Origin of the sequence: Methylobacterium oryzae (assembly GCF_021398735.1) — a bacterium.
Classification (GTDB): Bacteria; Pseudomonadota; Alphaproteobacteria; order Rhizobiales; family Beijerinckiaceae; genus Methylobacterium.
Map to the genome: position 1 here is coordinate 4,733,260 of NZ_CP090349.1, position 24,072 is coordinate 4,757,331.

At 71.5% G+C, this 24,072-nt stretch carries 25 protein-coding genes and 1 pseudogene; 11 read left to right on the plus strand and 15 right to left on the minus strand.

Annotation, left to right across the window (positions count from 1 at the left end; genetic code table 11):
• The first annotated feature begins 61 nt into the window (after window positions 1–61).
• Complete coding sequence (locus tag LXM90_RS22545; protein ID WP_026604682.1) at window positions 62–496, plus strand: winged helix-turn-helix transcriptional regulator; 435 nt, start codon at window positions 62–64, stop codon at window positions 494–496.
• 72 nt (window positions 497–568) lie between these two features.
• On the opposite strand, the gene LXM90_RS22550 is transcribed toward LXM90_RS22545, so the two are convergent.
• Together LXM90_RS22550 and LXM90_RS22555 are read right to left on the minus strand one after the other, a co-directional pair.
• Entirely contained in the window at window positions 569–940 is a 372-nt protein-coding gene (locus LXM90_RS22550) for a cell division protein ZapA (RefSeq protein ID WP_234081059.1), read from the minus strand.
• A 42-nt stretch (window positions 941–982) separates the two neighbouring features.
• Window positions 983–1,267, minus strand: coding sequence for a DUF4164 family protein (locus LXM90_RS22555; protein WP_020091530.1), 285 nt, complete (start codon window positions 1,265–1,267; stop codon window positions 983–985).
• Window positions 1,268–1,717: 450 nt separating this feature from the next.
• On the opposite strand from LXM90_RS22555, the gene gap reads away from it, so the two are divergent.
• The 6 genes from gap to LXM90_RS22585 all read left to right on the plus strand — a co-directional run bounded on the left by gap (window position 1,718) and on the right by LXM90_RS22585 (window position 7,705).
• Window positions 1,718–2,722: a type I glyceraldehyde-3-phosphate dehydrogenase gene (gene gap / locus LXM90_RS22560; protein WP_012317185.1), complete on the plus strand. Its 1,005-nt coding sequence runs from the start codon at window positions 1,718–1,720 to the stop codon at window positions 2,720–2,722.
• Window positions 2,723–2,811: 89 nt separating this feature from the next.
• A complete protein-coding gene (locus LXM90_RS22565; protein WP_026604681.1) occupies window positions 2,812–3,306 on the plus strand; it encodes a hypothetical protein in 495 nt (164 codons plus the stop codon).
• A 34-nt stretch (window positions 3,307–3,340) separates the two neighbouring features.
• The gene (locus tag LXM90_RS22570; protein ID WP_020091528.1) at window positions 3,341–4,543 is read left to right on the plus strand and encodes a phosphoglycerate kinase; all 1,203 of its coding nucleotides are present in this window, start codon (window positions 3,341–3,343) and stop codon (window positions 4,541–4,543) included.
• A gap of 377 nt (window positions 4,544–4,920) precedes the next feature.
• Window positions 4,921–5,991 (plus strand): class II fructose-bisphosphate aldolase, encoded by a 1,071-nt coding sequence (fba, locus tag LXM90_RS22575; protein ID WP_020091526.1) that lies wholly within the window; start codon window positions 4,921–4,923, stop codon window positions 5,989–5,991.
• Between the two features lie 20 nt (window positions 5,992–6,011).
• Window positions 6,012–6,656, plus strand: coding sequence for a thiamine phosphate synthase (locus tag LXM90_RS22580; RefSeq protein WP_020091525.1), 645 nt, complete (start codon window positions 6,012–6,014; stop codon window positions 6,654–6,656).
• Window positions 6,657–6,673: 17 nt separating this feature from the next.
• Complete coding sequence (locus LXM90_RS22585; RefSeq protein ID WP_020091524.1) at window positions 6,674–7,705, plus strand: tetratricopeptide repeat protein; 1,032 nt, start codon at window positions 6,674–6,676, stop codon at window positions 7,703–7,705.
• A gap of 4 nt (window positions 7,706–7,709) precedes the next feature.
• Here LXM90_RS22585 and LXM90_RS22590 read toward each other — a convergent pair whose 3' ends face one another.
• The 9 genes and pseudogenes from LXM90_RS22590 to LXM90_RS32060 form a co-directional block, all read right to left on the minus strand.
• Complete coding sequence (locus tag LXM90_RS22590) at window positions 7,710–8,150, minus strand: cupin domain-containing protein (RefSeq protein WP_020091523.1); 441 nt, start codon at window positions 8,148–8,150, stop codon at window positions 7,710–7,712.
• Window positions 8,147–8,560 (minus strand): annotated as a pseudogene (locus tag LXM90_RS22595) (carboxymuconolactone decarboxylase family protein). The gene LXM90_RS22590 and the pseudogene LXM90_RS22595 overlap by 4 nt, the downstream one beginning before the upstream one ends.
• Window positions 8,561–8,588: 28 nt before the next feature.
• Window positions 8,589–9,014 carry a DUF779 domain-containing protein gene (locus tag LXM90_RS22600; protein ID WP_026604679.1) on the minus strand — a complete coding sequence of 142 codons (426 nt, stop codon included), beginning with the start codon at window positions 9,012–9,014 and terminating at the stop codon, window positions 8,589–8,591.
• 162 nt (window positions 9,015–9,176) lie between these two features.
• Window positions 9,177–10,700, minus strand: a complete 1,524-nt coding sequence (gene adh, locus LXM90_RS22605) for an aldehyde dehydrogenase (protein ID WP_020091519.1) — start codon at window positions 10,698–10,700, stop codon at window positions 9,177–9,179.
• Between the two features lie 308 nt (window positions 10,701–11,008).
• Window positions 11,009–11,356, minus strand: coding sequence for a DUF3325 domain-containing protein (locus LXM90_RS22610; RefSeq protein WP_020091518.1), 348 nt, complete (start codon window positions 11,354–11,356; stop codon window positions 11,009–11,011).
• On the minus strand, window positions 11,353–12,846 hold the full coding sequence (locus tag LXM90_RS22615; RefSeq protein WP_020091517.1) for a PepSY-associated TM helix domain-containing protein: 1,494 nt from the start codon (window positions 12,844–12,846) through the stop codon (window positions 11,353–11,355). Before LXM90_RS22615 ends, LXM90_RS22610 begins: the two co-directional genes overlap by 4 nt.
• A gap of 26 nt (window positions 12,847–12,872) precedes the next feature.
• A complete protein-coding gene (locus tag LXM90_RS22620; protein WP_020091516.1) occupies window positions 12,873–13,184 on the minus strand; it encodes a hypothetical protein in 312 nt (103 codons plus the stop codon).
• 161 nt (window positions 13,185–13,345) lie between these two features.
• A complete protein-coding gene (locus LXM90_RS22625; protein ID WP_020091515.1) occupies window positions 13,346–13,612 on the minus strand; it encodes a hypothetical protein in 267 nt (88 codons plus the stop codon).
• A 96-nt stretch (window positions 13,613–13,708) separates the two neighbouring features.
• A complete protein-coding gene (locus LXM90_RS32060) occupies window positions 13,709–14,497 on the minus strand; it encodes a cold-shock protein (protein WP_020091514.1) in 789 nt (262 codons plus the stop codon).
• 314 nt (window positions 14,498–14,811) lie between these two features.
• Here LXM90_RS32060 and LXM90_RS22640 point away from each other — a divergent pair, with 314 nt between their 5' ends.
• From LXM90_RS22640 to LXM90_RS22655, 4 genes are all read left to right on the plus strand, one after another.
• The gene (locus tag LXM90_RS22640; protein WP_012317168.1) at window positions 14,812–15,285 is read left to right on the plus strand and encodes a response regulator; all 474 of its coding nucleotides are present in this window, start codon (window positions 14,812–14,814) and stop codon (window positions 15,283–15,285) included.
• Window positions 15,286–15,395: 110 nt separating this feature from the next.
• Window positions 15,396–16,478, plus strand: a complete 1,083-nt coding sequence (locus LXM90_RS22645; protein ID WP_020091512.1) for a Ppx/GppA phosphatase family protein — start codon at window positions 15,396–15,398, stop codon at window positions 16,476–16,478.
• 10 nt (window positions 16,479–16,488) lie between these two features.
• Window positions 16,489–17,214: an RlmE family RNA methyltransferase gene (locus LXM90_RS22650; RefSeq protein ID WP_020091511.1), complete on the plus strand. Its 726-nt coding sequence runs from the start codon at window positions 16,489–16,491 to the stop codon at window positions 17,212–17,214.
• A gap of 11 nt (window positions 17,215–17,225) precedes the next feature.
• Window positions 17,226–17,987 carry a hypothetical protein gene (locus LXM90_RS22655; RefSeq protein WP_234081060.1) on the plus strand — a complete coding sequence of 254 codons (762 nt, stop codon included), beginning with the start codon at window positions 17,226–17,228 and terminating at the stop codon, window positions 17,985–17,987.
• A gap of 69 nt (window positions 17,988–18,056) precedes the next feature.
• Here LXM90_RS22655 and LXM90_RS22660 read toward each other — a convergent pair whose 3' ends face one another.
• The 4 genes from LXM90_RS22660 to ptsP form a co-directional block, all read right to left on the minus strand.
• Window positions 18,057–19,109 (minus strand): DUF4167 domain-containing protein, encoded by a 1,053-nt coding sequence (locus LXM90_RS22660; RefSeq protein WP_020091509.1) that lies wholly within the window; start codon window positions 19,107–19,109, stop codon window positions 18,057–18,059.
• Window positions 19,110–19,529: 420 nt separating this feature from the next.
• Window positions 19,530–20,429, minus strand: coding sequence for a peptide chain release factor N(5)-glutamine methyltransferase (prmC, locus tag LXM90_RS22665; RefSeq protein WP_020091508.1), 900 nt, complete (start codon window positions 20,427–20,429; stop codon window positions 19,530–19,532).
• An 8-nt stretch (window positions 20,430–20,437) separates the two neighbouring features.
• On the minus strand, window positions 20,438–21,523 hold the full coding sequence (gene prfA / locus LXM90_RS22670) for a peptide chain release factor 1 (RefSeq protein WP_020091507.1): 1,086 nt from the start codon (window positions 21,521–21,523) through the stop codon (window positions 20,438–20,440).
• 221 nt (window positions 21,524–21,744) lie between these two features.
• Window positions 21,745–24,006: a phosphoenolpyruvate--protein phosphotransferase gene (gene ptsP / locus LXM90_RS22675; RefSeq protein WP_020091506.1), complete on the minus strand. Its 2,262-nt coding sequence runs from the start codon at window positions 24,004–24,006 to the stop codon at window positions 21,745–21,747.
• Window positions 24,007–24,072 lie beyond the last annotated feature (66 nt).

Here is a 24,072-nt window from a genome sequence, read left to right on the forward strand (position 1 = left end):
GGTTCAATATCGGAGCAAGGTCACTAGATGAGACCGTCAGCGCGGTGAAGGAGGCAGGATTTTGGGACCAGGTTACTCGAAGGAAACCGCGGTGCCGCTCGCCCGCGCCGAGCTGGCGGCCAAGTACGCGGCCTGGCAGGCCGGCACCCTCGATCCGGCGGCGTGCCCGGTGCGGGACGTGCTGGATCGGGTCGGCGACAAGTGGTCGATGCTGCTCCTCATCGCCCTGGCCGACGGGCCGCACCGGTTCAGCGCCCTCCTCCGGACGCTGCCCGACATCTCGAAGCGGATGCTGACGCAGACGCTCCGGGACCTGGAGCGGGACGGTTTCGTCGCGCGGACGGTGTTCCCGACGAAGCCGCCCAGCGTCGAGTACCGGCTCACGGATCTCGGGGCCGCCTTGCTCGAGCCGCTGGCGCGCCTCGTGCAATGGGCGGAGGAGCGTCACGGCGCGATCCGGGCGGCGCGGACCCGGTTCGACGCAGCGCCCCTCTAGGAGCGTCGCGCGCGGCCTGCCACGGCTTCTTGGGGACGTCGGACCTCGCGCTGTCCGCCCGCGCGAAGAGGGTCAGGCCCGCGGCGCCGATCCGCCGAGGGCGTCGGCGAGCCGCCCGATATGCTCGGCCGCCCGGCCGATCCCGAACGCCGCCCGCTCGGCATCGTCGACCCGCCCACGCTCGGCGGTCTCGGCGGCAGCGCGCAGCTCCGCGACGCTGCTCTCCAGCGACGCGATCCGCGACCGCAGCTCCGTGAGTTCGTCGGCGATGGTCAGCGCCGCCATGACCTGCAGGCGCATGTCGCCGATCTCGCCGAAGCTCTTGCGCATCTCGCCGATGCGCCCGTCGAGGAGGGCAGCGAGACCGGTGAGATGCGCCTCCTCACCCTCGCCGCAGGCCATGCGGTAGCTGCGGCCGTCGATGGTCACGTTGATCTGCGGCAAGGATCGCTCCGGTGGTCGCTCCGACAGGCTTGAGCGGTGGCGTCAGGCGCGTCCGAGCACATCCTGAACGGTCTCGATGGCCCGGTCGAGCCGGTGGCCGACCTCCCCGGTCGTCGCCGAGACCGTGGCGAGGCGGGCGCTCGCCGCGTCCAGGGCGGCGGCGAGCCGGGCCCGGTCCTCGTCCATCAGGGCGAGTTCCGCGTCCCGGTCGTCGGGCTGCGCGTCGGTCTCGAGGTGATGCTGGACGACGGCGTCGAGGCGGTTGATCGCCGCTTCGAGCCGGTTGAGGGCGTCGTCGATGGAACGGGTCTCGGTCTCGTCGGCCATGGTTCTTCGTCTATCCCGACGCGAAGCTTTCCGTCGAATGCAGGCGAAATTCCAGCGCGAAAACGCGTTCGATCCCCGATCCGGTCGCTGATCGAATGGATCGTCGCGATCCCTGTTTATTGGTCGGTGGATCGAAGGTCTTTGTCACAGCCACGCGTTTGACAGGTCGAGGCTCCATGCTAGACAGCCGCGCGATCCCGAGAGGGACCGCGCGAGACATGCCGGAGGGCCGGTCCGCGACAGTTCCGAGGCCTCAGCCAGCACCGTCCGAATTGACGGTCACGGGCGTGGAAGCCCGGCCTCTCCCGGTCCGGTTCATCGCAGGTTCAAACCCGCCCGCCCAGATCCCGCCCGGCCCGGCCCGGACGGTATGGCGGGCCGCCGAGACCGCTCCGCGGACCGCCCCCCTGAGGTCCGGCGCGGCGAGCCGCATCAGGAAGGAGTCACGCCGTGACGAAGGTTGCCATCAACGGGTTCGGGCGCATCGGCCGCAACGTCCTGCGCGCGATCGCGGAAGCCGGCCGCAGCGACATCGAGGTCGTGGCGATCAACGATCTCGGCCCGGTGGAGACCAACGCCCACCTGCTCCGCTACGATTCCGTGCACGGCCGCTTCCCCGGCGAGGTCGCGGTCGACGGCGAGTTCCTCGTGGTCAACGGCAAGCGCATCAAGGTCACGGCCGTGCGCAACCCGGCCGAGCTGCCGCACCGCGACCTCGGCGTCGACATCGCCCTGGAATGCACCGGCATCTTCACCTCGAAGGACAAGGCGAAGGCCCATCTCGACGCCGGCGCCAAGCGCGTTCTCGTCTCGGCCCCGGCCGACGGCGCCGACCTGACGGTGGTCTACGGCGTCAATCACGACAAGCTCACGGGCGAGCACCACGTGGTGTCGAACGCCTCCTGCACCACGAACTGCCTCGCCCCGGTGGCGAAGGTGCTGGACGAGGCCGTCGGCATCGAGCGCGGCTTCATGACCACGATCCACTCCTACACCAACGACCAGCCCTCGCTGGACCAGATGCACAAGGATCTGTACCGGGCCCGCGCCGCGGCGCTCTCGATGATCCCGACCTCGACCGGCGCGGCCAAGGCCGTCGGCCTCGTGCTCCCGGAGCTCAAGGGCAAGCTCGACGGCACCGCGATCCGCGTGCCGACCCCGAACGTCTCGGCGGTCGACCTCGTGTTCACGGCCAAGCGCGCGACCACGGTCCAGGAGATCAACGACGCCATCAAGGCGGCCGCCTCCGGCCCACTCAAGGGCGTCCTCGGCGTCACCGACCGGCCGAACGTCTCGATCGACTTCAACCACGATCCGCACTCGTCGACCTTCCACCTCGACCAGACCAAGGTCATGGACGGCGTGCTGGTGCGCATCCTGACCTGGTACGACAACGAGTGGGGCTTCTCGAACCGCATGGCCGACACGGCCGTGGCGATGGCCAAGCTCATCTGAGCCGGACTTCAGCGGTCGCCGCCTCCCTTGAGGCCGGCGGCCGCACCTCTCTTCGGACGGCCTTTCTTCGAACCAGGGACTCTCCAGGGATGACCGACGCTTCGCAGGGCACGTCGAGCGGGCCGGCTGCCGTGCCGCCCGCCCCCAGGCCGGCTCCGCCGCCGCCCACCACCCAGACCGCACCACCTCCCGTGGCGACCGCCGCGCCCGCCGCCTCCGCGCTCCCGTCCCACGCGCTCCCGGCCAACCAGCTCTTCGATCAGCTCGCGCGCATCGAGGACAAGTGCTCGCGCATCGAGGACAAGTACGCCCGCTCCGAGGCGCTGCTGTCCCGCGTCGAGGACAAGGTCGAGAACGCGGCGAACCGGATGAACGAGTCCGCCCGCCAGTCCGACCTCGCCGCGCTCCGCACGGAGATGCGCGGCCTCGCCGAGCGCACCCGGCGCCTGCCCGGGACCGGCGCCCTCGTCCTCACCGCCGTGATCACCGCCATCCTGACCGTGGTCCTGATGGTCGCCGTCCAGCGGCTCAACCTCGACCGCCTGCTGCCGCAGCGGGCCACCATCGGCACCACCGCGCAGTAACCGCCCCGCCCCGAACAGGACCGCACCAGACCGCATGAGCGCCTTCCGCACCCTCGACGATGCCGGCTCCCTCAAGGGCAAGCGGGTCCTCATGCGCGTCGACCTGAACGTGCCCATGGAGAACGGGCGGGTGACCGACGCGACCCGCATCGAGCGTGTCGCGCCGACGATCCGCGAGGTCGCCGAGCAGGGTGCCAAGGTGATCCTGCTCGCCCATTTCGGCCGCCCGAAGGGCAAGCGCGAGCCGAAGGATTCGCTGGAGCCGGTGGTCCCCGCCCTCGGCGCGGCCCTCGGGCGCAGCGTCGCGTTCGCGGCGGACTGCGTCGGCGACGCGGCCGCGCAGGCGGTGGCGGCCCTGAAGGACGGCGATGTCCTCCTGCTCGAGAACACCCGCTACCACGCGGGCGAGGAGAAGAACGACGCGGCCTTCGCGGACGCCCTGGCGGCGAACGGCGACGTCTACGTCAACGAGGCCTTCTCGGCGGCTCACCGCGCGCACGCCTCCACCGAGGGTCTGGCGCACCGGCTGCCGGCCTACGCGGGCCGCGAGATGCAGGCCGAACTCGACGCGCTGACCAAGGGCCTGGAATCGCCCCAGCGCCCGGTGATCGCGCTGGTCGGCGGTGCCAAGGTCTCCTCAAAGATCGACCTCCTCGAGAACCTCGTCGCCAAGGTCGACATGCTGGTGATCGGCGGCGGCATGGCCAACACCTTCCTGCACGCGCAGGGCAAGGCGGTGGGCAAGTCCCTCTGCGAGAAGGATCTCGCAGAGACCGCCACGCGCATCCTGGCGGCGGCCGAGAAGGCCGGCTGCCGGATCATCCTGCCGGTCGATGCCGTCGCCGCGACCGAATTCAAGGCGCAGGCCCCGCACGAGACCGTGCCGGTCGATGCCGTGCCGGACGCGAGCATGATCCTCGACGCCGGTCCGCGCTCGGTCGCCGAGATCAACGCCGCCATCGACGGGGCAAAGACCCTGGTGTGGAACGGCCCGCTGGGCGCCTTCGAGCTCGCCCCGTTCGACGCCGCGACCGTGGCCGCCGCCAAGCACGCGGCGTCCCGGACCGAGGCCGGCCAGCTCGTCTCGGTGGCGGGCGGCGGCGACACGGTGGCCGCACTCAACCACGCCGGCGTGGCGCAGGACTTCACCTACGTCTCGACCGCCGGCGGTGCCTTCCTCGAGTGGCTGGAAGGCAAGGCCCTCCCGGGCGTCGAGGCGCTGCGGGCGAAGGGCTGAGACGGCCGCCTTGCTCTCCTCCCCCTTCGACCGAGCCCTATCTACGGTACCGGCCTCCATCGGCTGGGGGGCCGAGTCGATCGGTGACGACGTGGCGAACGCGACCTTCGAGATCCTGAAGGGCATCCGGGCGCGTGGCGATGCCGGCTATGGCGGGCGGCTTCGACGCGCGTGTCAGCGCGATCGCGGAGGCCGTCGTAGCCCTGGAGAACCGGTCCGGGTGCCGATCATCCGCCGAAAGAATGCCCTGCGCCGCGTCGGAGATTGACCGAAAGCAAGGCACTCGGCAGAGCGACACGATACAGCTCAGCTGAGGGCCTGACGGCAACTCCAGCGATCGGGCGGACGACGAAACGGGAAACGGGAAGACACGCACGATGGCACGCATCACCCTCCGGCAGCTCCTCGATCACGCCGCTGAGTACGAGTACGGCGTGCCCGCCTTCAACCTGAACAACATGGAGCAGGGGCTCGCCATCATGGCGGCCGCCGACGCCACCGACTCGCCGGTGATCCTCCAGGCGAGCCGCGGCGCCCGCGCGTACGCCAACGACGTCGTGCTCGCGAAGCTGATCGACGGCCTCGTCGAGATCTACCCGCACATCCCGGTCTGCATGCATCTCGACCACGGCAACAACGAAGCCACCTGCGCCACCGCCATTCAGTACGGCTTCACCTCGGTGATGATGGACGGCTCGCTGAAGGCCGACGGCAAGACCCCGGCCGATTACAACTACAACGTCGAGATCACCCGCAACGTCACCAAGATGGCCCATTGGGCCGGCGTCTCGGTCGAGGGCGAGCTGGGCGTGCTCGGCTCGCTGGAGAGCGGCCAGGGCGAGGCCGAGGACGGCCACGGCGCCGAGGGCACCCTCAGCCACGACCAGCTCCTGACCGACCCGGACGAGGCGGTGAAGTTCGTCGAGGCGACCAAGGTGGACGCGCTGGCGGTCGCCATGGGCACGAGCCACGGCGCCTACAAGTTCACCCGCAAGCCCGACGGCGAGGTGCTGGCGATGAACGTGATCGAGGAGATTCACCGCCGCCTGCCGACGACCCACCTCGTCATGCACGGTTCCTCCTCGGTGCCGCAGGACCTACAGGACATCATCAACCAGTACGGCGGCCAGATGAAGCCGACCTGGGGCGTCCCGGTCGAGGAGATCCAGCGCGGCATCAAGCACGGTGTGCGCAAGATCAACATCGACACCGATAACCGCATGGCGATGACCGGCCAGATCCGGAAGGTGCTCACCGAGAACCCCTCCGAGTTCGATCCGCGCAAGTACCTGAAGCCCGCCATGGAGGCGATGACGAAGCTCTGCAAGCAGCGCTTCGAGGAGTTCAACACCGCCGGGAAAGGCTCGAAGCTCCGCCCGATCTCCGTCGCCGAGATGGCCAAGCGCTACGCCAGCGGCGCCCTCGACCCGAAGATCGGCCCGCAGTAGGGCGCGGATTGTCGGCCGCGATGAGCAACAGCGCCCGCCTCGCCCTGCTCGGACCGCACGGTCTCGACGCGGAGGGCATCGCGGACTTCGTGACGGTCCTGAAGGCCGCCTGCGAAGCCGGCGATGTCGCCGCCGTGATCCTGCGGCTCGCCGCCACCGACGAGCGCGGGCTGACGGCCCGCGTCAAGTCGGTCGCCCCGATTGTGCAGGAGCGCGGCGCGGCGCTGGTCGTCGCCTGCCCGGGCTTCGCCGGTGACCTCGCCACGGTGGCGATCCGCGGCGGGGCCGACGGCATCCACGTTGACAAGCCGCGCGACTTGAAGGACCTGCGCGGCCGGCTCCGGGACGGCCGCATTCTCGGCGCGGGCGGCCTCGAGACCAAGCACGGCGCGATGGAGGCCGGCGAGGCCGGCATCGACTACCTGATGTTCGGCGGCCTCTACCCGGACGGCGTCGCGCCCGAGGCGGAGACGGTCCGGGCCCGCGCCGCGTGGTGGGCCGAGATCTTCGAGACGCCCTGCATCGCGGTGGCCGCCGCCGCCGACGAGATCGCGCCGCTCGCCGCGACGGGTGCGGAGTTCGTCGGCCTGGAGAGCGGCCTATGGCTGCAGGATTCGGGCGCGGTCGAGCGGGCCCAGCGCGCCGTCCGGGAGATCGAGGCGTGAGGGGCCGCGACGTTCGCTTGGCGGCTGCTCTCGCCGGGGCCGCGCTGCTGGCGGCGCCGGCCTGGGCGGCCTCGGGGCCGGCCGATCCGGCCCGGACCGCGGCGCCCGGCTCGCTCGGACCCGCGGCGCAGACCGGCAAGGCGTCGATGCCGGAGCTGCCGAGCCCCTACACGCCGAACTACGCGCGGGGCGCCGTGCCGCCGCCGGGGAGCCAGCCGCCGGATTTCGCCTACGGCGCCTACCAGAAGGGCCAGTACGTCACCGCCTTCCGCGAGGCGACGAAGCGCATCGAGGCGAATCCCAAGGACGCCGCCGCCATGACGCTGCTCGGGGAGCTGTACAATCAGGGCCTCGGTGTGAAGCAGGATCCGGTGAAGGCGGCCGACTGGTATCGCCTGGCCGCGGCGCAGAACGACGCCTCCGCCATGGCGTCCCTCGGGTTGATGGCCCTCGACGGCCGCGGCATGCCGAAGGACCCGAAGGGCGGGCGGCGCTGGCTCGAGCAGGCGACGGCCCAAGGTTCGCCGACCGCGGCCTACAATCTCGGCCTGATCCTGATCGGCACCGGCGCGACCGCCGACGAGGCGGCAGCGGCGGCGCAGTTCCGCAAGGCGGCCGACGCCGAGATCGGCCCGGCCCAGCACGACCTCGGCGTGCTCTACCTGCAGGGCCGCGGCGTGCCCAAGGACCCGTCGAAGGCCGCGGAGCTGTTCCGGCGCGGCGCCGACAACGGCGATCTCGCCAGCGAGGTCGAGTACGCGATCCTGCTGTTCAACGGCACCGGCGTCACCAAGGACGAGCGGGCGGCCGCACGGTACTTCCTGCACGCGGCCTCGCGCGGCAACGCCATCGCGCAGAACCGCGTCGCGCGGCTCTACGCCGTGGGTCGCGGCGTCGCCAAGAATCCCGTGGAGGCGGCCGCCTGGAACCTAGCGGCGGCCGGACAGGGCCTGTCCGACGCGTGGCTGGATCAGACCCTCTCCGGTCTCTCGGCCGACGAGCGCACCCGGGCGGAGCGTCTCGCCAACGAGCGGATCGAGCAGCGCTGAGCCGCTAGACCTCGGCCTTCGACCAGTCGACGCCGGCCTCGAGGTGCGGCAGCAGGACGACGCTCTCCTGCTCGTTCGGGTCCGTCCGAGCGATCACCGCGGTGACGGGCTCCGTCTGGCTGCGGTTATAGGGCAGGTGCGGCACGTCGGCGGCGATGTAGACGAACTCGCCGGCGCCCGCGATCGCGTGGTTCTCCAGTCGCTCGCCCCAGAAGCAGCCGGACACGCCCGACAGCACGTAGATCGCCGTCTCGTGGGATTCGTGCTTGTGGGCGTGGGCCCGCTCCCCGGGCGGGATCTCCAGGAGCTGCATGTGCAGCGCCTTCGAATCCACGGACTCGGCCGAGACGGCCGGTCGGTAGATGTGCCCCTGCTTGCCGCGGAACGGCGCACTCTCGTGCACCACCCGGAACCCCTGCTTCTCCGTGCCGGACGCGGAACTCATGGACCTTCCTCCACTCTGAAGGCGGGATCGACGGGGATCTGCATGCCGTTGACCAGCGCGTTCGTCTGGTTGGCCATCCCGACGACCGCCAGGAACTCGCCGTGCTGGGCCTCCGTCAAGCCCTTGGCCCGCGCCGCCGCGGTGTGGGAATGGATGCAATAGGGGCAGCCATTCGCGATCGAGACCGCGATGTAGACCAGTTCCTTGGTCAGCGGATCGAGGGTACCCGGGCCCATGACGATCTTGAGCGTCGACTAGGTCCGCTCCAGCAGTGCCGGATCGTTGGCGAGGCCCCGCCAGAAGTTGTTGACGAAGTCGGATCCGCGGGTGGCCCGGATGTCGGCGAAGACCGCGCGGACGCGCGGGTCGGCCTCGGCCTCGGAATCGGACCAGAGTTTCACGGTCGCCATCGCAGTCCCTTCCTCGAAGCTCGCGCCGTCAGAGCCTGCACGCCTCCTCGAGCGCCCGGTTCTCCGCTTCGGAGAACAGGCGCGAGCGGATGTGGAAGCGCTTCTCCCGCCCGTTCTCCAGCGAGAACATGCCACCGCGGCCCGGCACCACGTCGAGGATCAGGTGCGTGTGCTTCCAGACCTCGAACTGCGACCGGCTGATGTAGAAGTCCGCGCCGCCGACGGTGCCGAGATGGACGTCGCCGTCGCTCACCAGGAAATCGCCGACGGGATAGCACATGGGAGACGAGCCGTCGCAGCAGCCACCCGACTGGTGGAACATGACCGGACCGTACTCGCCCCGCAGCTCGTCGATCAGCGCGAGGGCCGCCGGGGTTGCGGTGACCCGCAGCGGCGTCCCGTCGGCGCCGGCCTGCTCGGCGACATTGGCGTCCACACTCTGCTCCGAACTCATGCGATCCTCCCGGTCGATGCCTGAATATGCGTGCGCGCCGGCCGGTTTCCACTGCTGCGCCCTCCGGAGCGCGGAGTGCATGGTCACCGGGTCCGGGATCGAAAAAGCCCCGGCCTTGCGGCCGGGGCTGAAGTTGTCTCGGGGGTTGACCCGGGAAGAAACTCAGAAGAACCCGAGCTTCTTGGCCGAGTAGCTGACCAGCATGTTCTTGGTCTGCTGGTAGTGATCGAGCATCATCTTGTGGGTCTCGCGGCCGATGCCGGACTGCTTGTAGCCGCCGAAGGCCGCGTGGGCCGGGTAGGCGTGGTAGCAGTTCGTCCAGACGCGGCCGGCCTGGATCGCCCGGCCGAAGCGGTAGGCGCGGGTCCCGTCGCGGGTCCAGACGCCGGCGCCGAGGCCGTAGAGCGTGTCGTTGGCGATGGAGAGCGCCTCGGCATCGTCCTTGAAGGTCGTGACCGACAGGACCGGCCCGAAGATCTCCTCCTGGAAGATGCGCATCTTGTTGTGGCCGCGGAACACGGTCGGCTTCACGTAGAACCCCTCGGCGAACTCGCCGTCCTTGACGTTCCGCTCGCCGCCCGTGAGCAGCTGCGCGCCCTCCTGCCGGCCGATGTCGATGTAGGAGAGGATCTTCTCCATCTGCTCGCCCGAGGCCTGGGCGCCGATCATCGTGGCCGGATCCAGCGGCGAGCCCTGCGTGATCGCCTCGACGCGCTTCACCGCGCGCTCCATGAACCGGTCGTAGATCGACTCGTGCACGAGCGCGCGGCTCGGGCAGGTGCAGACCTCGCCCTGGTTGAGGGCGAACATCGTGAAGCCCTCGAGGGCCTTGTCGAGGAAGTCGTCGTCCTCGTTCGCCACGTCGGCGAAGAAGATGTTCGGCGACTTGCCGCCGAGCTCCAGCGTCACCGGGATCAGGTTCTGCGACGCGTACTGCATGATGAGGCGGCCGGTGGTCGTCTCACCCGTGAAGGCGATCTTGGCGATCCGCGGCGAGGAGGCCAGCGGCTTGCCGGCCTCGAGGCCGAAGCCGTTGACGATGTTCAGCACGCCCGGGGGCAGCAGGTCGCCGACGATCTCGGCCAGCACCAGCACCGAGGCGGGGGTCTGCTCGGCGGGCTTCAGGACCACGCAGTTGCCGGCGGCGAGGGCCGGGGCGAGCTTCCACACCGCCATCAGGATCGGGAAGTTCCACGGGATGATCTGACCGACGACGCCCAGCGGCTCGTGAAAGTGGTAGGCGACCGTGTCGTGGTCGATCTCGGAGATCGAGCCTTCCTGCGCCCGCACGCAGCCGGCGAAGTAGCGGAAATGGTCGATCGCCAGCGGGATGTCCGCGTGGGTCGTCTCGCGGATCGGCTTGCCGTTGTCCCAGGTCTCCGCCAGGGCGAGCAGATCGAGGTTCTCCTCCATCCGGTCGGCCATCTTGAGGAGGATGCGGGCGCGCTCGGCCGGCGCCGTCTGGCCCCAGGCCTCCCGGGCGGCGTGGGCGGCGTCGAGGGCCTTCTCGACGTCCTGGGCGTCGGAGCGAGCGACCTCGCACACCACCTTACCGGTGATCGGCGAGGTGTTCTCGAAGTAGCGACCGGCCGCGGGGGCGACCCACTGCCCGCCGATGAAGTTGTCGTAGCGGGCCGAGAAGGGCGACTTGACCTTCGAGTCGCCGAGGAATTCCGGCTTGTTCATCGCTGTGTTCCCTCCGTGGGCCCCGGCCTCGCGAACCGCGGCTCTTGGGCTTAAGCTGGCGCTCGGGCGACCGAATCTGGGGGCCGCATCCGCTTCCGCTCTGTTCGCAGCCAATGGCTTTTGGCCTGCCGAATCAAGGTGGACTTTTGGCCAGTGCGCGAGTGCGCCGATCCTACGCGCTTCCCGGCATCACCGCGAGCGGGCAAAAGTGCCTCGTCTCCGGCACCGTCCGGCCGGCCGCCGGGCGACGATCGGCCGGACCCGGCGACCGGCCGAATCGATGATGTGCCGAATCGGCGCGCCGTTCCTCAGCCGAGCAGGGCCAGCGGAACGGACGCCGCAGCGAGCGGGAGCGCCGCCAGGGCCGCGTTCCGCAGCCACGTGGGCCGGTACGCGACGATCGCCACCACGGCGAGGGCGGAGCCCGTCAGCGATCCGACCCACTGCACCGGGCCGAAATTCCAGCCCCCCGCCGCGACGGCCGCCGCGAACGAGAGGCCGAGCCCGCACCAGCCCGCCATCCGCAGGCTGCCGACCCGCGCCTTCGGCACGCCGACGCGGTAGGCGGCCCGATGGTGCCGGTCGAGGCTGAGGGCCAGGGCCGCGAAGCCCGAGAAGCTCAGGAGCAGGCTGAGGATCAGCGCGGCGGCTGTCATGCTTCGACCGTCCGGGACAGGGTTACCTTGGCCGGACGGGCCGCGGCCACGCCCCGCCGCGTGGCCAGCCGGGCCGCGAGGCCGAGCGCGAGGCCGACGGCCGCCATGGCGGCGTCGAAGGCGAGGAAGCGCTGCTGGCCGATGAGGATCACGTCCACCAGCGGGATCGCCAGGAAGGCGCAGGCCGGCACCGCCAGGGCGAGCGACCACGCGCGCCGTCGCGGGTACAGGGACGCCGCGAGCGCGGCCACGAGCCAGGCGGCGAAGAAGGCGCGCACCTCCCAGTCCGCCCGGGCCCCGAGCCCGTCGGGCAGCAACCGGTTCGCCAGGAAATACGCGGCGAGGCCCACCGGCAGACCCGCGATGGTGCCGAGGTTGAGGAACCGCACGAGACGCAGGCCGAAACCCTCGGGATCCGCGCCCTTCGGCGCCCGGGCCACGGTCCAGAGCACGAGGCCGCTGGCGACCGTGGCGGCACCCATCACGCCGCAGAGGAAGAACAGGAGGCGCAGGGGGGCGGCGGCGAAATGCGCCTCGTGCAGCCCCACCATCACGGCCCCGGTCCGGGTCGCCGCGCCAGCCTCGCCGACCCGGGCGATCTCCCAACCGGTATCGGCCGCGTAGGCGATCTGCGGGTGCAGGTGCGCGAGCCCGTGCGGCTCCTCGAAATACGCTGTCACGGTGGCGCCGGCGTCGCCCGGCCGCGTTACCAGCACCACCTCGGGCACCTCGCCCCCGGCGGCCGTCGCGCGGGCGACGATCTCGCCGAGCGGCAGCGGCGTGCCGGGGCGCCCGACCGGGGCCGCGCCCGGGATCGCCAGGCCGGCCTCGGCGTAGTAGCGCAGCACGTCGTCGCCGTAGACGGCCTTCATGCCCCAGGGCATCAGCATCGCCGACAGGGTGACGAGGCCCGTGTAGACGATCATCAGGTGGAACGGCAGCGCCAGGACGCCGACCACGTTGTGGGCGTCGAGCCAGCCGCGCTGCGCCGAGCGGTCGCGCCGGAAGGTGAAGAAGTCGGCGAAGATGCGCCGGTGCGTCACGATCCCGGAGATCAGCGCGATCAGCAGGACCATGGCGCAGGCCGAGACGATCCAGCGACCCCAGATCGGCGGCAGGCTCAGCTCGAAGTGGAATCGGTAGAGGAAGTCGCCGCCGCGCGTGTCGCGGATGCGCGCGGGCTCGCCCGTGGCGGGATCGAGGAGCGCGTGGTGGAACGGGCCACCCGGACGCGGCCACCAGTAGACCTCGACGGCCGGGGTCTCGGCATTCGGCAACTTGACCGACCATCCGGCCGCGTCCGGCATGGTCCGGCGCAGGAACGCCCCGGCCCGCGTCGCCGCTGCGGCGGGATCCGGTGCGGTCGCGGACAGTTCGGGCCGCATCCAGTGCGAGATGTCGGTGCGGTAATAGCTGGCGGTGCCGGTGACGAAGATCGCGAACAGCACCCAGCCGACCACGAGGCCGGACCACGTGTGCAGCCACGCCATCGCCTGGCGGACACTCCGCGCCCGGCTCACGCGGCCGCCCCGTGCGCGAAGGCGCCGGCGAGCCACAGGGCACCGGTCAGCAGGAGCGCCGTCAGGCCCAGGACGACGGCCGCCCGGCCGAGCGTGCGGGCCGCGAACACCCAGATCGCCGCCCCCGCCATGATCGCGAAGCTCGCCAGCGTCCCGGCCGAGACCGCCTCGGCCCGCGGGAAGGGAAGAACCAGGGCCAGCAGCGCGCTCGACAGGGCGGCGACCGCGTAACCGCCGAGGATCGCGAGCAGTACCCGGCCGGCGACCGCCGCGCGGTCGGCCAGCGTCGGCATGGCGCGGGCGCTCATGGCGCCATCCCTCGTTCCCGTGAGCCCATGGCGCGACGTACCAGCGGTCCGGGCCGCCGCGCAACGCCTATGTTCCGGAACGATTCCAGTGTGAAAAGAGGCGTTTAGGACGCCGGAAAGCGGCGCGTCCCGAGGTCGGATCCGACGCTCGCAGCCCAGCGCTACGGGCCGGCGGCTCCCGACGCACCGTCGCGGCTCGGCCTGCGGATCGCCACGGCCGCATTCCGCGCGCTCGGCGGCAGATCGGCCCCGGGATCGGGTTTGCTGAACGCCGCGGCCGATCCGGGTGCCGGGCCGACCGCGCGGCCGTCGCGCGCGTGTCCCCAGCCGTAGCCGGCGTTGATCCCCGCGTAGAAGCCCGTGAAGTCCTCCGCTCGCGCAGTTCCCGCGAGCAGCACCAGGGCCGTGGACAGCACAAGGCGGCGCATCGATCGTCCCCGAACGAGAAAGGCGGCGGCCCCGCTCGGAGCCGCCGCCTCATGATCTTCGCGGAACGCGGCGGCAAAGAGACCGCCGCGAATTCCTCAATCTTCGACGTTGATGCTCTGGGCCTCACGACCCTTCTGGCCCTCGACCACGCCGAGCGTGACCTGCTGGCCCTCGGCGAGCGAATCGAGACCGGCGCGGGACAGCGCGGAGCGGTGCACGAACACGTCCTTGCCGCCGTCGTTGACCGAGACGAAGCCGAAGCCCTTGGCGGGATCGTACCACTTCACGGTGCCGCTCATCTCGACCGACGGGCCGCTGGCGAAACGGCCACCGCCGCCACCACCGCCGCCGCCGTAGCCGCCGCCACCGCCGCCGCCGTAACCACCGCGATCGCGGTCGCCGTAGCCGCCGCCGGCCCCGGCGCCGAAGCCGCCGGTGCGCGGACGGAACTCACGCCGGGGCGCGGGCGCCTCGGCCGTGGAGGTGTCGACGCTGGTGACGCTCGTGACCTGCGGGCCCTTCTGACCCTGGGCCGTCGTGACCGTCAGCCGGGTGCCCGGCATCAGATCGTCGTGGCCGGCCGCCTCGACAGCGCGGATGTGGAGGAAGGCATCGCCCGAACCGTCGCCGAGTTCGACGAAGCCGAAGCCCTTCTCCTTGTTGAACCACTTGACCGTCGCATCGCGCTCCGGTCCGGACGCGACGGGAGCCGCGCCACGCGACGGGCCGCGATCGAAACCGCCCCCGCCGAAACCACCGCCGCCACCGCCGAAACCGCCGCCGCCGTATCCGCCGCTGGGGGGAGCCTGATCAGGCCATCTCGGCTCGCCACTCTCGTCGAAGCCGCGCTTCTGCGGCCCTCTGAAATCACGACCACGTCCCATAGAAAGCTCGCAAAAACCGTCCGCCGCCCTTGTCTCGAATACCGCGTGCGCGCCATCCCAGACAGCCCACGCCCCGCACTATCATTACCCCAGGTCGCGGTAACCAAGAATAACGCCCCAGTCCTGACGCAATCGGGCCTTGACCGCAAGGACCTTCTTGGCTCAGAGGCGCCCGTTTCGTTACTTTCTTGCGGCAAACAACGGAGTCCGCCCCCGCTCCCGGGCCGGCCCTTTCTCATTCGAGGGAAGGCGTTAGCGAAACGCAAAGGCTGTCCGGCTAGACTCGGCCCCGCGCCCCGCAGAACCGGCCGGCCATGATCGCGACACCGACTTTCCCCGATCTCTCCGCTCTTGTGGTCGACGAGAGTCTCTACATCCGCCGAATCGTGCGCGACATGCTGATGCGCGTGGGCATCAAGCGTGTGCTGGAGGCGCCGGACGGGGCCGAGGCGCTGGGCGTGCTCGCCGAGAGCAAGCCCGACATCAGCATCATCGACTGGGACCTGTCGATCCTGTCGGGCGAGGAGTTCATCCGGCTCGCGCGGACCCCGACCACCTCCCCCTGCCCCACGATCCCGATCATCCTGATGCTGGCCCAGCCCCGCCGGAACGTGGTCGACCGGGCGGTAGCGCTCGGCGTCAACGAGATCATCGCCAAGCCGTTCTCGCCCAAGACCCTGTGGTCGCGGCTGGACGAGGTGATCAACCGGCCCCGCCCCTACTCGCAGGTGAAGAGCCTCCTGCGGCCGATCCCGCGCCGGGCCAGCGCGATGAAGGCCGTCGCCTGAGCGCGACCGCGATGGGGCGTTGCAGTTCCCCGCCGAGCCTGTAGGGTCGCAGTTCAACAGAGTCCGAGCGCGCTGCTCAGGGCCGACCCGAAGGATCGACGGCCGCGCCGATGAGGGACGAGACCGCCGCGGCCGCGCCGTCCCGAATCCAGACCGGCGCGGTGCCGCTCCAGACGCAAGCCCCCGTGCCGGGCCGCGAGCGCCGCCGCGCCGCCTACGCGGCGCTCGACCTCGGCACCAACAATTGCCGCCTGCTGGTCGCGGAGCCGACCTTCAGCGGCTTCCGCGTGATCGACGCGTTCTCGCGGATCGTGCGCCTCGGCGAGGGCCTCGGCACGTCCGACCGCCTGAGCGAGGCGGCGATCGAGCGGACCGTGGAGGCCCTGCGGATCTGCCGGGCCAAGATGCAGGCCCGCGGGGTGCAGCGGGCCAAGATCATCGCCACGGAGGCCTGCCGCCTCGCGGTGAACGGCGCCGCCTTCGTGGAGCGCGTCCGCCGCGGCGTCGGCCTCGACCTCGAGATCGTCGACCGGCAGACGGAGGCGTATCTCGCGGTCACCGGCTGCGCGGCGCTCGCGGACCCGCTGGCCGAATCGGTCATCATCTTCGACATCGGCGGCGGCTCGACCGAGATCGCGTGGCTGGACGGGGCGGCCGCCAACCCGTCGACCGACCCGACGCTGCGGATCCGGGCCTGGGATTCGCTGCCGGTCGGCGTGGTCACGCTCGCCGAGCGCCACGGCGGCGCCGAGGTCACCCGGCGCATGTTCGAGGGCATGGTCGAGGAGGTGGCCGAGAAGCTCTCGGCATTCGCGCTCCGCGCCGCGCCCGCGGCGACGGCGCCGCATTTTCACCTGCTCGGCACCTCCGGGACCGTGACGACCATCGCGGCGATGCATCTGCGGCTCGCCCGCTACGAGCGGCGGCGCGTGGACGGATTGTGGATGAGCGACGACGCGGTCTCGACCGCGATCGACGACCTGCTCGACACGCGCCTGGAGCAGCGCGCCGACAACCCCTGCATCGGCCGCGACCGCGCCGATCTCGTGCTCGCGGGCTGCGCGATCCTCGAGGCGATTCGCAGGGCGTTCCCCTCGGAGCGCCTGCGCATCGCCGATCGCGGCCTGCGCGAAGGATTGCTGATGAACATGATGCGCGAGGACGGGGTCTGGAACCGGAAGGCGGTCCGATGAGGGCGGCGCGATGAGCGACCGGCGCGGCGGCGCGAGTTCCGGCGGCGGTGTCCGAGGCGAACTGAAGCAGCGGGTGAAGACCGGCCGCGGACGGACCCTGTCCCAGAAGCGCTGGCTCGAGCGCCAGCTCAACGATCCCTACGTGGCCCGCGCCAAGCGCGAGGGCTACCGGTCGCGGGCGGCCTACAAGCTCCTGGAGATCGACGAGCGCTACAAGCTCCTGCGGCCCGGCCAGAAGATCGTGGACCTCGGCGCCGCGCCGGGGGGCTGGTCGCAGGTGGCCGCGCGGGTGGTCGGGCCGACGGGCCGCGTCGTGGGCATCGATCTCCTGGAGATCGAGCCGATGGCCGGGGTCGAGTTCATCACCCTGGACTTCCTCGATCCCGAGGCGCCTGACCGGCTGACCGGCATGCTCGGCGGCCCCGCCGACCTCGTCATGTCCGACATGGCCGCCAACGCCACCGGCCACAAGAAGACCGACCACCTGCGGATCATCGGCCTCGCCGAGACGGCGGCGGAGTTCGCCCGCGAGATCCTGGGCCCCGGGGGCGCCTACCTCGCCAAGGTGCTCCAGGGCGGCACCGAGGGCGCGCTGCTCACCGACCTGAAGCGCGACTTCGCCACGGTCCGGCACGTCAAGCCCGCCGCGAGCCGGGCCGATTCGAGCGAGCTCTACGTCCTGGCGACCGGCTACCGGGGCGCGCCGGGCCGGGCGGCGTCCGCCGACGAGGGCTGAGCCGCCCGGCGATGCTCCTCGCCTGGACCCTGTCCGTCCTCAACCCGGCGCCGCTGCCCCTGCGCCGGCTCGGCTATGTCCGACAGAGCGGCCTGCTCCACGCCCGCTCACGCCGCTGCCGGGCGGCCTGGGCGCCGCACCTCGCGCGGGCCCGGTCCGTGATCGCGGCGGCGGCCGAAGCGACCCGGCAGCGCCGGCACGCGGTGGTGCTGGGCTCGGGCCTGCTCGACGACGTGCCGCTCGACGCCCTCGCCCGCCGGTTCGACCGGGTCAGCCTCGTGGACGCCGTCCATCCCTGGCCGGCGCGCCTCGCCGCCCGCCGCGTCCCGAACGTCGCGCTGGCGACCGCGGAGATCAGCGCCGGTCTCGCGGGGGCCTGGGCCGACCTCTGCGCGGACGCCGATCTGATCGTCTCGGCGAACCTGCTGTCGCAGATCCCGCTCGTCCCGATCGACGCCCACGAGGCGCGGGGCCACGAGGCACCGCCGCGGCTCGGCGCGCACCTCGTCGCGACCCATCTGGCGGCCCTGGATACCCTCGCGGCGCGCGTCGAGCGTGTCTGTCTCATCACCGACACGGTGCAGCGCGAGGAGGATCGGGCCGGCCGGACCGTCGACAGCGCCGATCTCCTGTTCGGGATCGCGGTCCCGCCCGCGCCGGAGACCTGGGACTGGGAGATCGCGCCGTTCGGCGAGATCGCGCGGCGTCGCCGCCTGATCCACCGGATGCACGGCTATCCGGACTGGAAGGCCGCGCGACAGCCGGTGCGCTGAGCCGCGAATGAAGAAGGCCGTCCCGGTTCCCCGGAACGGCCTCGCTTCGACGTCATCCGCGATGTCGGATCACTCGGTCGGCACGTCCGCCGCCGGCGTGGTGGCGCCGCCCTCGTCCGCGGCGCTCTCGAAGCGCGGGCGCCGACGGCGGCGGGGCTTGGCGGCCGGAGCCTCGTCGGCCGCCGCCTCGGGCTCGGGAGCGCTCGACGGCTCGACCGCGGGCGCGGGGCGCGCAGGGGCCATCAGGAAGGCCGGCAGGCCCGTGGGCTCCTCGGCCTCCGCGGCGGGCGCGGCCTCGCGGCGGCGCTCGCGGCGCGGCGCGGCCTCGGCGCGGGGGGCCCGCTCCGGGCGAGCCTCGGGACGGGCCTCCTGCCGGGCCTCGGCGCGCGGGGCATCGCCGCGCCCGTTCTCGTAGCGGCCCTGGTCGCCGCGATTGTCCTGACGGTTGTCCAGACGCGCGTCCTGGCGGCCATCCTGCCGATTGTCCGGACGGTCCTGGCGATCCGGCCGGCCCTCGTGCCGCTCCTGGCGGTAGTCCGGACGGCCGTAATCCTGGCGGTCCTGACGATCCTGCCGGTTCTCCTGGCGATAATCCTGCCGCTGGTAGTCCTGGCGCTGATAATCCTGACGCGGCTGGTCCTGGCGCCGGTAGTCCGGACGGCCGTTGTTGTCGAACCGGCGCTGGTCGCGGTTCTGGAACCGGTCGCGGCCCTGGCGGCCGTCCTGATTCCCCTCCGGACGGCTCTCGTAGGGCTGCGGCTGCTGGCCGGGATCGTTGTCGTCGTAGCCGTTATAGGCGTGACCGTTCTGCGACCCGCCATTGCCCTGGGCGTCGTCGTCGCCCTCGTCCATGTCGTCGTCGTAGGGACGACTGGCATAGCCACCGGTGTTAGCCGGTCGATTCTGGTCCTGCGCACCGGAGACAATACGGAAGTAGTGCTCGCCGTGCTGAAAGTAGTTTTCGGCGGCGACCGGATCGCCGGCGGCAAGGGCATCCCGCGCGAGCTGCGCGTACTTGTCGGCGATGTGCTGCGCGGTGCCGCGGATTTTGACGTCGGGACCGTTGGATTCGTAGGAGCGCGTCAGCGGATTCGGACCCTTCGGCCGGTTCCGGCCGCGCATCCGTCGATTCTGGTTTGGTCTCATCGGTCTGTTATGACCCTCGTTCACGCAAACGACTGTCTACGGAGGCGCCCGGGCGGATCTCGTGGCGCGAACCGGCCAAGCGCATCCGGCGGCGCCGCGCGTGGGACCGCTCTTCGGTCCGCGCGTCTGCCTGACCACCCTTCGAACCGGGCGCCCGGTGAAGGCCGCCGATCCTCAGTCGATTGTCAGGTTCGAATGTGTCGTACCGCCGCGCTGGCACCGGCGCGTTCTGGTTCGACGAGTTAGGGGGATCAGCGAACCAATCGGCGACCCATGGTCACCACCGACCTTACAGCCGTCCGTCTTAACGGACGGTTCGCGATCTTCAAGCCGACTCTAGCGTTCCCCGGTTGATGCAACAAGCAATTTTTCGGTGCCGGGATGGTCGACCCAGACTTAGGCATCCCTGTGGCCGGATAAAAGACCCTCCGGCCGGTCGAAACACAGGACTCGGTCATGACCGGCAAGATCGCGGGTCAGCCCGCGCTCGCGATAGCCGGCGGCGCGCGCGAGCTCCGTGACGGCCGCCGCCTGATCGTAGCCGATCTCGAGCACGAGCAGGCCGCCCGGGGCGAGACGCGCGCCCGCGCCGTCCAAGATCCGCCGGTAGGCGTCGAGTCCGTCGGTGCCGCCGTCGAGGGCGGCCTCCGGGTCGTGGCCGCGGACCTCGCGCTCCAGGGTCGCGATCACGGCGCGGGCGATGTAGGGCGGGTTCGAGACCACGAGGTCGAAGCGGCCTCGCAGGGCGTCGCACCAGTCGCCGGCGACGAAGCGCGCCCGGTCGTCGACGGCGTTCAAGACGGCGTTGTCCCGGGCGACGCGCAGGGCCCCCTCGGAGCGGTCGAGCCCGACGCCGGTGGCCCGCGGCCGCTCGGACAGGAGGGCCGTCAGGATGCAGCCCGTCCCGGTCCCGAGGTCCAGGCAGCGGAGCGGCGCGGCGCGCTCGGGCCGCACCGCCAGCGCGACCTCGACCAGGATCTCGGTGTCCGGGCGCGGCACGAGCGTGTCGGGGCCCAGCCGGAACGGCAGGCCCCAGAACTCCCAGGCGCCGAGGATGCGGGCGACCGGCTCGCCGGCGAGCCGCCGGGTCAGCGCCGCCGCGAGGGCGGCCGCACCCGCCGCGCCGACGCGGCGATCTCCCTCGATCAGCAGGTCGCGGGTCTCCAGGCCGAGGAGGCCGAGCAGCAGGAACCGGGCATCGCCCGTCGCCTCGGCGACGCCACCGGCGTGCAGGCGCGCCGTCAGCGCGCGCAGCGCCTCGCGGCGGGTCAGGTCCTGCATCACGTCCGGCGTCACGGCGCGGATCAGGCCATGCCCTCGGCGGCCAGCAATTCCGCCTGGTGCTCGGTGATGAGGGCGTCCACCACCTCGTCGAGGGCGGTCCCGGCCATCACCTCCTCGAGCTTGTAGAGGGTCAGGTTGATCCGGTGGTCGGTCACGCGGCCCTGCGGGAAGTTGTAGGTCCGGATCCGCTCGCTGCGGTCGCCGGAGCCGACCTGCGCCTTACGGTCGGCCGCCCGGGCCGAATCCTTGGCGCTGCGCTCGGCGTCGTAGAGCCGCGCCCGCAGGAGCGCCATGGCACGGGCCCGGTTCTTGTGCTGCGACCGCTCCTCCTGGACGAAGACCACGATGCCGGTCGGCAGGTGCGTGATCCGGATCGCCGATTCCGTCTTGTTGACGTGCTGGCCGCCCGCGCCCTGGGCCCGCATCGTGTCGATCTTCAGGTCCGCGTCGTTGACGTGGATGTCGACCTCCTCGGCCTCCGGGAGCACCGCGACGGTGGCGGCGGAGGTGTGGATCCGGCCCTGCGTCTCGGTGTCGGGCACGCGCTGGACCCGGTGGGCGCCGCTCTCGAACTTGAGGCGGGCGAACACGCCCCGGCCCTTCACCTCGGCCACGACCTCGCGGAAGCCGCCGACCGTGCCCTCGCTCTCGGAGATCACCTCGACCCGCCAGCCCTTCGACTCGGCGTACTTCGCGTACATCCGGAACAGGTCGCCGGCGAACAGCGCGGCCTCGTCGCCGCCGGTCCCGGCGCGGACCTCCAGGATCGCGCTCTTCTCGTCGGCGGCGTCCTTGGGCAGGAGCAGCAGCTGGAGGCCCCGGTGGGCGGCCTCGAGCGCCTCCTGCGCCTCCGGCTTCTCCTCGGCGGCGAGGGCCCGCATCTCCGGATCCGTGCCGGGCTCGTCGATCAGGGCCTCGACGCCCGCGAGGTTCTCCAGGGCGGCGCGGTAGGCGCGGATCGCCGCCACGACCGGGTCGAGGTCGGACAGCTCGCGGGAGAGCTGGACCACCGTCTCGGGATCGATCTCGCCGGAGGCGAGCTGCGCGGTGACGATGTCGTGCCGCGCCAGGATGGCGTCGAGGCGCTCGGTGGGAAAGGGGATCATCGCCCGTGTTTCTGCAGGTCTGCGCGTGCGGTTGCGGGCCGGGCGCGCGTCTCGTCCTGCGGGACGGAGCTGCGTGGCTTGGAGGGTGTAGGACCCGGCAGGACGTCCCCCAAATCCACGCCTCGTCCGTCCGAGAGCGGAAGCCGCGGCGCGTCGACCGAAATCGTCGTGGCGTTGCCGTACAACCCCGGCCGAATGTTCGGCAAGGGTCGCGTTCGCGCTTAGATAGGGATGCCGTGCGCGTGCGCGAAGGCCGTCAGCGCCGGGCGCAGGGAATCGCCGTCGTGCATCCGCGCCATCTCGGCGTCGATCAGCGCGGCGATCGCGGCCGCGTCGAGGCTCAGCACCATCGCCTTGACCGGGCCGATGGCGGCCGGCGACATCGACAGCTGTCGGTAGCCGAGGCCGATCAGCGCCATGGCGTCGAGGGGCCGGCCGCCGATCTCGCCGCACACCGTCACCGGGCAGGAGGCTGCGTTGGCCCGCTCGGCGATCAGACGGAACGCGCGCAGCGCCGCGACGCTCAGCGGATCGAACCGGTCGGCGACCCGCCGATTCTCGCGGTCCACCGCGAACAGGAACTGCATCAGGTCGTTCGAGCCGACCGAGAGGAAGTCGGCCTCCTTGGCGATCTCGTCGATCTGGAACAGGAGCGACGGCACCTCGATCATCGCGCCGAGGCGGCAATCGGTCGGGAGCCGGTAGCCGTGGCGCTTGAGGTAGGCCTTCTCGCGCTCGACGATGCCGCGAGCGCGCACGAACTCGTCCACCGTGGCGACCATCGGGAACATGATCTTGAGCGGGTCGCCGTCGGCGGCCTTCAGGAGGGCGCGCAGCTGCATGCGCAGCAGCGCCGGCCGGTCGAGGCCGATGCGGATCGCCCGCCAGCCCAGCGCCGGGTTCTCCTCCTCGAGCTTGGCCATGTAGGGCAGGATCTTGTCGCCGCCGATGTCGAGGGTGCGGACCGTGACGGACTTGCCGGCCGAGGCCGCGAAGACCTTGCGGTACAGCTCCTCCTGCTCGGCCGCCGACGGCATGCGCTGCGCCACCATGAACTGCAGCTCGGTGCGGAACAGGCCGACGCCCTCGGCCCCCGTCTCCTGCAGGTGGCTGAAATCCACCAGCAGGCCGGCGTTGAGGTGCAGGCCGACGCGCACGCCGTCGCGGGTCTGGGCCGGGACGTCGCGCAGCGCCCGGTACTGCTCCTGCCGGCGGGCGCGCAGGCGCACCATCTCGGCGTAGGCGGCCTCGACCTCGGGACCGGGCCGGACATGGATCTCGCCGGCCACGCCGTCGACGATGATCGCGTCGCCGGCGTCGCACAGGGCGGTGGCGTTCTCGACCTCGCCCACAGCCGGGATGCCGAGCGCCCGGGCGACGATGGCGACGTGGCTGGTCGGACCGCCCTCCTCCAGGACGATGCCGCGCAGGGTCGAGGCCTCGTAGTCCAGGAGCGCCGCCGGGCCCATGGTGCGCGCCACCAGGATGGCGTTCTCGGGCAGCACCAGGGCGCCGGCCGCCTCGGGGCCGATCAGCGTGCGCAGGACGCGGTTGGCGAGGTCGTCGAGATCGTGCAGCCGCTCGCGCAGGTACGGATCCGATTGCCGCATCATCCGGGCGCGGTTGTCCGACTGGACCCGCTCGACCGCGGCCTCCGCGGTCAGGCCCGAGCCCACGGCCTCGCGCATCCGGCGGAGCCAGCCCTTGTCGTGGGCGAACATCCGGACGGTCTCGAGCACTTCGCGGGACTCCGCCGTGCCGATCCGGTCGCCGCGCTCCACCAGGGCGTCGATCGCCGAGCGGACCTCCTCGATCGCCGCGTCGAGGCGCGCGACCTCGCGCTCGACGTTCTCGGCGATCAGCGTCTTCACCACGACGCGGGGCTCGTGCAGCACCACGTAGCCGAGGCCGATGCCGTCCGCGAGGGCGATGCCCCGGGCCAGGACCGGGCGGCGGGCCGCGGTGCCGGCGTCCGGCGCGAGCCCCTCCAGCTCGCCCGAGGCGATCATCTCCGAGAGCACCATGGCGGTGGTCTGGAGCGCCTCGATCTCCTCCTCGGAGTAGACGCGGTAGGTCTTGTTCTGGACCGTCAGGACGCCGAGCGTGTTGCCGGCGCGCAGCAGCGGCACGCCCAGGAAGGCGTGGTAGGCCTCCTCGCCCGTCTCAGGCCGGTACGAGAAGGCCGGGTGGTTCTGGGCGTCCGAGAGCGAGAGCGGCTCCGCCGTGCGCGCGATGAGGCCGACGAGGCCCTCGTCGGTGCGCATGCGGGTCTGGTGCACCGCCTCGCGGTTCAGACCTTCCGTGGCGAACAGCTCGAGGGTGTTGTCGTCGCGCAGCACGTAGACCGAGCAGACCTCGGCCACCACGTTGGCGGCGATCAGGACGACGATGCGGTCGAGGCGCGCCTGGGGGCTGACCGGCTCCGCCATCGCTTCGCGGAGGCGGCGCAGCAGCAGGCGCGGGCCTCCGGGCGCAGCGGGCATCGGTTCGTCGTTCCAGCGTCGGTGAGCGGCCTTGGCGTCGACCACCCTGCAACCTTGGCGCCAGAC

Excerpts from the sequence above, each read along its gene's own strand:
- LXM90_RS22555 (WP_020091530.1), bottom strand. The coding sequence starts at position 1,267 with ATGGCCGACGAGACCGAGACCCGTTCCATCGACGACGCCCTCAACCGG.
- LXM90_RS22565 (WP_026604681.1), top strand. The coding sequence starts at position 2,812 with ATGACCGACGCTTCGCAGGGCACGTCGAGCGGGCCGGCTGCCGTGCCG.
- LXM90_RS22570 (WP_020091528.1), top strand. The coding sequence starts at position 3,341 with ATGAGCGCCTTCCGCACCCTCGACGATGCCGGCTCCCTCAAGGGCAAG.
- fba (WP_020091526.1), top strand. The coding sequence starts at position 4,921 with ATGGCACGCATCACCCTCCGGCAGCTCCTCGATCACGCCGCTGAGTAC.
- LXM90_RS22580 (WP_020091525.1), top strand. The coding sequence starts at position 6,012 with ATGAGCAACAGCGCCCGCCTCGCCCTGCTCGGACCGCACGGTCTCGAC.
- LXM90_RS22590 (WP_020091523.1), bottom strand. The coding sequence starts at position 8,150 with ATGAGTTCCGCGTCCGGCACGGAGAAGCAGGGGTTCCGGGTGGTGCAC.
- LXM90_RS22600 (WP_026604679.1), bottom strand. The coding sequence starts at position 9,014 with ATGAGTTCGGAGCAGAGTGTGGACGCCAATGTCGCCGAGCAGGCCGGC.
- adh (WP_020091519.1), bottom strand. The coding sequence starts at position 10,700 with ATGAACAAGCCGGAATTCCTCGGCGACTCGAAGGTCAAGTCGCCCTTC.
- LXM90_RS22610 (WP_020091518.1), bottom strand. The coding sequence starts at position 11,356 with ATGACAGCCGCCGCGCTGATCCTCAGCCTGCTCCTGAGCTTCTCGGGC.
- LXM90_RS22615 (WP_020091517.1), bottom strand. The coding sequence starts at position 12,846 with ATGGCGTGGCTGCACACGTGGTCCGGCCTCGTGGTCGGCTGGGTGCTG.
- LXM90_RS22620 (WP_020091516.1), bottom strand. The coding sequence starts at position 13,184 with ATGAGCGCCCGCGCCATGCCGACGCTGGCCGACCGCGCGGCGGTCGCC.
- LXM90_RS22625 (WP_020091515.1), bottom strand. The coding sequence starts at position 13,612 with ATGCGCCGCCTTGTGCTGTCCACGGCCCTGGTGCTGCTCGCGGGAACT.
- LXM90_RS32060 (WP_020091514.1), bottom strand. The coding sequence starts at position 14,497 with ATGGGACGTGGTCGTGATTTCAGAGGGCCGCAGAAGCGCGGCTTCGAC.
- LXM90_RS22640 (WP_012317168.1), top strand. The coding sequence starts at position 14,812 with ATGATCGCGACACCGACTTTCCCCGATCTCTCCGCTCTTGTGGTCGAC.
- LXM90_RS22645 (WP_020091512.1), top strand. The coding sequence starts at position 15,396 with ATGAGGGACGAGACCGCCGCGGCCGCGCCGTCCCGAATCCAGACCGGC.
- LXM90_RS22650 (WP_020091511.1), top strand. The coding sequence starts at position 16,489 with ATGAGCGACCGGCGCGGCGGCGCGAGTTCCGGCGGCGGTGTCCGAGGC.
- LXM90_RS22655 (WP_234081060.1), top strand. The coding sequence starts at position 17,226 with ATGCTCCTCGCCTGGACCCTGTCCGTCCTCAACCCGGCGCCGCTGCCC.
- LXM90_RS22660 (WP_020091509.1), bottom strand. The coding sequence starts at position 19,109 with ATGCGCGGCCGGAACCGGCCGAAGGGTCCGAATCCGCTGACGCGCTCC.
- prfA (WP_020091507.1), bottom strand. The coding sequence starts at position 21,523 with ATGATCCCCTTTCCCACCGAGCGCCTCGACGCCATCCTGGCGCGGCAC.
- ptsP (WP_020091506.1), bottom strand. The coding sequence starts at position 24,006 with ATGCCCGCTGCGCCCGGAGGCCCGCGCCTGCTGCTGCGCCGCCTCCGC.